Here is a 942-nt window from a genome sequence, read left to right on the forward strand (position 1 = left end):
TGCCGACCTGGTCCCTTCGGCGCAGCTACTGGACACCTACAGCCCCGAAATCTATTGCACGCTGCGCAACTACCACGACATCGTGCCCATCACCGGTGCCTCCGAGGGCGGTTTCAACGGCTATTCGTTGAACATGAACACCGAGGCGCTGTCCGGATTGGGGCTGGTCGCGAATCCCCTGTCGCTGGTTGCCATCTCCGCGCTCACGCTCGGGCTCGGCGGCGCGGTCGGCCTGATCGGTGGTGCGCCCAATCCCTACGTCTACCCGGAGAACCTGCCGCGGGTGAACGCGCGCGGCGGTCCGGGCGGGGCGCCGGGGTGCTGGCAGAAGATCACCCGCGATCTGTGGCCGGCACCGGAGCTGGTGATGGACACCGGCAACAGCCTCGCGCCGTACAACCATCTCGACACCGGATCGCCGTATGCGATCGAGTACGTCTGGGGCCGCCAGGTGGGAGATAACACCATCAACCCGTAACACGTAGCCAGTGGCCGAAGCCTCTGCGGGACAGGATAATTCGCTTCCGAGACGATCGGCTCGCCGGAATCGGTGAAGGTGGTCACCCGAGCGACGAGGCTGTGCACCCGCAGGTTGGCGCCGCTGCTTTGTTTGTGCCACTGCATCGCGGTACATTTCACTGGTCTTATTCCATAGGTGTACAGGCCAGCGCCGGGTGGCGACGGCCCCGAGGCGAGGGGCAGCGGTGGCGACGGTGGGTTATCCGGATAACCAACCGCGCGGGTGGCGGTCCATCGCCGGGCCCACAACTTTCGGGCTCACGGTGTAGGCCATGGAAGGTTCACCCGTTCAGATCAACGACTCGCGAGAGCCGCCCTACCGGTTGATCACCTTTGTCGTGGCGGTCGTTCTCGCCGTCATCTTCACCCTGGTTTACATCCAGTTCCGCGGAGGGTTCACGCCCAAGACCGAGTTGACCATGC

Annotated in this window: 1 protein-coding gene; it reads left to right on the top strand. The window is 64.4% G+C overall.

Features of this window, described 5'->3' with window-relative positions; translation table 11 throughout:
• Nucleotides 1-478: MCE family protein (locus tag AC5Y4T_RS26135; RefSeq protein ID WP_499956143.1), on the top strand; the 478-nt coding region annotated here is incomplete at its 5' end.
• Nucleotides 479-942: the final 464 nt, after the last annotated feature.

The organism is Mycobacterium sp. NGS11 (assembly GCF_059813315.1).